Source organism: Mycobacterium sp. (genome assembly GCF_052144515.1).
In the GTDB taxonomy this organism is placed as follows: Bacteria; Actinomycetota; Actinomycetes; order Mycobacteriales; family Mycobacteriaceae; genus Mycobacterium.
On sequence record NZ_JBKQQD010000181.1, the window covers coordinates 1 to 4,410 of the forward strand.

General features: G+C 62.9%; 5 protein-coding genes and 1 tRNA gene. 3 read left to right on the forward strand and 3 right to left on the reverse strand.

Annotated elements, in window-relative coordinates:
- Window positions 1-305 precede the first annotated feature (305 nt).
- Both ACLP9N_RS12275 and ACLP9N_RS12280 read left to right on the forward strand, forming a co-directional pair.
- Window positions 306-1,436 carry a hypothetical protein gene (locus ACLP9N_RS12275; RefSeq protein ID WP_442407662.1) on the forward strand — a complete coding sequence of 377 codons (1,131 nt, stop codon included), beginning with the start codon at window positions 306-308 and terminating at the stop codon, window positions 1,434-1,436.
- A gap of 649 nt (window positions 1,437-2,085) precedes the next feature.
- On the forward strand, window positions 2,086-2,631 hold the full coding sequence (locus ACLP9N_RS12280) for a hypothetical protein (RefSeq protein WP_442407663.1): 546 nt from the start codon (window positions 2,086-2,088) through the stop codon (window positions 2,629-2,631).
- A 129-nt stretch (window positions 2,632-2,760) separates the two neighbouring features.
- On the opposite strand, the gene ACLP9N_RS12285 is transcribed toward ACLP9N_RS12280, so the two are convergent.
- A complete protein-coding gene (locus ACLP9N_RS12285; protein ID WP_442407664.1) occupies window positions 2,761-2,952 on the reverse strand; it encodes a hypothetical protein in 192 nt (63 codons plus the stop codon).
- Between the two features lie 43 nt (window positions 2,953-2,995).
- On the opposite strand from ACLP9N_RS12285, the gene ACLP9N_RS12290 reads away from it, so the two are divergent.
- Window positions 2,996-3,223, forward strand: coding sequence for a hypothetical protein (locus ACLP9N_RS12290; RefSeq protein ID WP_442407665.1), 228 nt, complete (start codon window positions 2,996-2,998; stop codon window positions 3,221-3,223).
- A gap of 262 nt (window positions 3,224-3,485) precedes the next feature.
- Here ACLP9N_RS12290 and ACLP9N_RS12295 read toward each other — a convergent pair whose 3' ends face one another.
- Both ACLP9N_RS12295 and ACLP9N_RS12300 read right to left on the reverse strand, forming a co-directional pair.
- Window positions 3,486-4,004, reverse strand: a complete 519-nt coding sequence (locus ACLP9N_RS12295) for a zinc ribbon domain-containing protein (protein WP_442407666.1) — start codon at window positions 4,002-4,004, stop codon at window positions 3,486-3,488.
- A gap of 165 nt (window positions 4,005-4,169) precedes the next feature.
- Window positions 4,170-4,241 (reverse strand) — tRNA-Ser (locus ACLP9N_RS12300).
- Between the last annotated feature and the right edge of the window lie 169 nt (window positions 4,242-4,410).

Sequence of the window (4,410 nt, forward strand, 5' to 3'; positions counted from 1 at the left end):
ACCAGATCACCGCGGCGAGTCGGAGCGGCGCGAGAAATCCCACCGGTCCCCGGGGACGGCTTTACCAGTCACCATGGGCCATATTGACGACTGGATCGCCGGGAATCACGTGCTCGCCATTGCCTAGGTGCCCCTAGCGGATACAGGCAAGGGGTGTGTCTCAGATGCCGTCCGGCAGTTGTCAGTCCCGCCAGCCCCAGAAGGTTTTCAGAAGACGATGTAGCGGTATGAAAACCGTGCAGAAATATCGCCGACGACCAGTCTGTTGCCACGGCTTGTCGGCGGTACGGCGTACCTTCTGGTCCGTGGGTAAGAGGGGCGACAAAAAGCGCGCCAAGCAACGAGATAAGCAGCTTGCCGAGTCGCAGCGCCGCCGTCCGGCAGACCGTCCGCCGAATCGGGAACTGAAGCCGAAGCCGGACGCCGCCGCGAAGCGCCAGAGCGAGACCACCGAGCGGAAGCCCAAGTGGATGGGGCCGCATGAGCCTGAAAGCCCCGACGGCCCGCTGACACCGAAAATGCTGTCCGACTCGGAGTACATATCGGTCGATTGGCGGCCCCGAGAGGGCGCACCCGCAGACGCCCCAGCGATCCAGTTGTCGCTGAAGATCACCGACAAGATTGTGAACATCGACTGCAACACCGTGGAGTTCAAGGCGACACCGGTCGAGGACATGATCCATCCCCGACCGTTAGCTTTCGACCCGCCGTTGCAGCAGTACGGCTGGGACGGAGGCAAGGGATTCCGCCACCACTGGGAGAAGCTGGACTACGTTTTCAACCTGCCCGACCCCTACGCATTCCCGCAGATTCCATTGCAAGGGGAAGACCGCGCAGGAGTGGAGAGGTATATCGAGATGTGCAGGCGGCTTGCCGGGTTCAGCATCATCAACGACGACTCCAGACTGTCGGTCGGCAAGAACCCGGCCACGAACGACTGGTATGTACGGGTGGTGGACTACCCGAGCGATGAGAGCTTTTTGGGTGCATCCGCCGCGTTCCGCCAACTTCACAACGACGGCGAGCCTGCCTGCTTTACCAACGCTCACAATGCGTTGTTCAAGGCGATGAAGACGTTGGCAGACGATCAGCAGGCGGCGATCAAGGGGATGGTTCTGCAGTGGCGAGCTGCGCGGGGCAAGCTGATGAACCACACCCTCCAGACGCTGACCGCACTCAAGGCGAGCAACGCCACCCTCGACAAACCGGTGAGCTATGGAAACGTCAACCCCGACGAGCTGATCCGCACTTTCAACTACGGGGACTCCTTGCACTTCGGGGACGCGAGAGACGAGCTGGACAACCTGCTGGCTGACCCGTTCCATGAGGCGTACTACAAGTACAGCGGCCTGATCTCGATCGTCGGGCTGAGCCACCTGTACTTCGGTTTCGCCGTTCTTCTGGACCGTGCGCTCGGCGGCGTGGCGACGAACTGATGAAGGCCGACGTCGAGAGTTGCTGGAACCTCGGCGCGACGGTGGCCGCTCAGCTCATAGGCTGAGTCGCGTCGAATCGCGGGGCGCTTCCGTGGCGTGGATCGATCCGACCGGCGCAATTTCCTACCTCGGCAGCCCCGATACGGCTCACGCCGCAGCAGGCGTGCCACTTCGGGCGCAACCTGCTGAGCGCCGACGCGGTGGTCGACGATTGGCGGCTCGATTCGGCGTGGGCCCGCGAGGGCGCCAAACAGCGCCACGCCGGGGCGCACGATTGGTAACGCGACGGTTGTTTCTGTTGTTTCTATTATTTGGGCACATAAATGCGCAGATCATGAAGTACTGAAACGCAGAAGTGCGTAGGTCAGTACCTCAATATATGGCGCTTAAGCTGGGCTTACTCTGGTTCAGGAGATACTGATCATGCTATCCACGGACGTCCTGAAAGACGTAAATAAACAAAAGATGTAAATAAACATAATTGCAAGATAGACACCTGAAAGACGCAATTTAGGTGAATCGCCCGACAGCCAGCACAGAATTGAGATCAATTCACCACATTATCTTGTGCTAGAACTATTGTTTGCCTTCTAATCGGTGAGTCCCGTTCTTGGTGGTCAGCACCAAGGTTTCGGAAGGAGACTCCCTGATGATGTTTTCACTGCGATCGATCCGCTGTGCTGCGGCTGGCGCAGTGTGTACCGGCGCGCTAGCCGGAGCGATGCTGTTCGGCGGTATCCCCGGTGCACAGGCCGCCCCCGCGCCCGCTCACGCCACAAGTTTCGAAACTGCTGGGCCCCACGGCGGCGCACCGCTCGGCCCAGGTGTGATCCCGACCCGCCCCGGCGGTGGAGGAGGCCACGGCGGAGGAGGCCACGGCGGCGGCGGCCACGGCGGAGGAGGCCACGGCGGAGGAGGCCACGGCGGCGGCGGTTTGGGCCATGGTGGCTGGGGCCATGGTGGCTGGGGCCACGGCTGGTGGGGCCATGGTGGCTGGGGCCACGGCTGGGGCCACGGTGGCTGGGGCCACGGCTGGTGGGGCCACCCCTGGTGGTGGTGGTGGGGCCACCCCTGGTGGGGCCACCCCTGGTGGGGCCACCCCTGGTGGTACAACCCCTGGTGGGGCGATGACGACGGCTTTTGGGGCCCGGGGGACTGGTGGCATCCGTGGCACTGGTGGAGCTGGTGGTGGTGAGCCACCATCACCGCGTGGCTGCTGGCCCAGCCTGTCGGTAAAGAGGTGCTGCGATGAGCCGCCGGGCATGGTTCGTCGTCGCCGCACTGGCGTCGTGCTTTCAAACTTCCGGTGATTTCCCCGGAGGTCCTAGGCCGAGCGGCCACCATCCAGCCGTCGCCGCAAGCAACCCGACATTGACGTGACCGCAGCACGGTCGCCCAGCGTCCTCGCCAGCGACCCCATCACCGCCCGGTCGACGGGATCGCCGAGACAGCCCACCGGAGCCGCAATGACCATCTGCTGCCCGGCGGCGCTGCTCAACGTGTCGAACGCAATCACCGCTGCGCTCAAAGCATCTGGTTGGTGCTGACCGGCCTGCCAGGTGACCGCCGCGCCCTCGCCCCAAGTCGCCAATACGAGCGGCGGGAGCGCCGGGGCTGCTGGCTTCGATGTCCCTGCCAACCACTCTAAAGGCGGAGATGGCGGCAATGCCCTGCTGATCGGCAACGGCGGCGCCGGCGGTAACAGCTACTTCGCCGACGGCACCGTCGGACAAGGCGGCAACGGCGGCCTGCTGCTCGGCGTACCCGGGCCGAACGGGATGACATAGCCCGCGGCGTCGATGGGGGTCGCGCCTATCACCGATCGGTGATGATGACCGCCAGTTGAGCCCCGATGATCCAGGTCGTCATGTCGGCAGCAGTTGGAGCACTGGGCGCCGCCCGGCCGATGCTGCGACGTCCCATAACTCGAATCCTCCCAAGTCGGGAGAGTCTCCGGAAATGCCGGGACGGCTCACCCATTGTTCTGACACGCATCGGTGACGTGCCGCCCAGCGTCATCCTCGCCGACCCGGCGTTGTTCTAAGCCCTCTAATTCCCTGCTGCGGGAGGTGCGGTGTGGCGCTTTAGGTGCTGACCGCACTGCTCGCATGTGAACTCGGTTTCGCTTGTCAGCACCGCCTGGACATGGTTGCACTTAAAGCACCTGGCGTTTGTGGTGGGGAAGTGATGCCCGCAGTACCTGCATATTTTGGCATCGACGAGGATGGTTTCCGCGCAGTCCGGGCACTTCTTGGTTTGTGCCTGCACCGCGGCCAGCCCGTCGACTGCTTGGGGCCGCGGCTCTCCATTAGGGCGCGGCGGCAGGTCACTCCATTCCCTGCCATTCCAATATCTCTGGCTGCCGGTCCCCGCGGGATCGGGGTACCAGCCGGATAGCGGTAGGCCGGGAGATTGGGCACGCAGGAAAAGCTCGATGATGACGCCGATCACGCCCAGCAACCCGCCAAGTAGTAAGCCCTCTGTCCAGTTGCGATTCTTCGACTTCGCGATTGCCGCCCCGATGGCTGCACAGAACAGCCAGAGGAGTATTGCGGTTTCGAGGCTCACAACCGCCGAGGCTAGGGCGCCCGCTGGCGCATTGATGCTTTTTCAGCTAGTTGGGTTCGGCGGGCTGGATTTGAACTCCGTGGTCGTCCTGGCCCGTCACCGACGTTGTGGCCCAACCTCTTAGTTGTGCAAATCTTGCGCGGAGTTACATCTGCACTGGTCAGATGGTGCCCCCGGCAGGATTCGAACCTGCTGACCGGGCATCTTTCTAGAGTGCATAACCAGGACATGCACGGCTGACCCCGCTTATGTTAAAAGTGTGATTTAGCCAGTCGCTGCCATCATTTGGTGAAGACGTTCTGGGGCTGGACGGAGAAACAGCTGGCCGATGGGACACTGATCTTGACTTCGCCGGCCGGGTGCACCTATGTCACCACCCCCGGTAGCGCGCTGCTGTTTCCCAGCC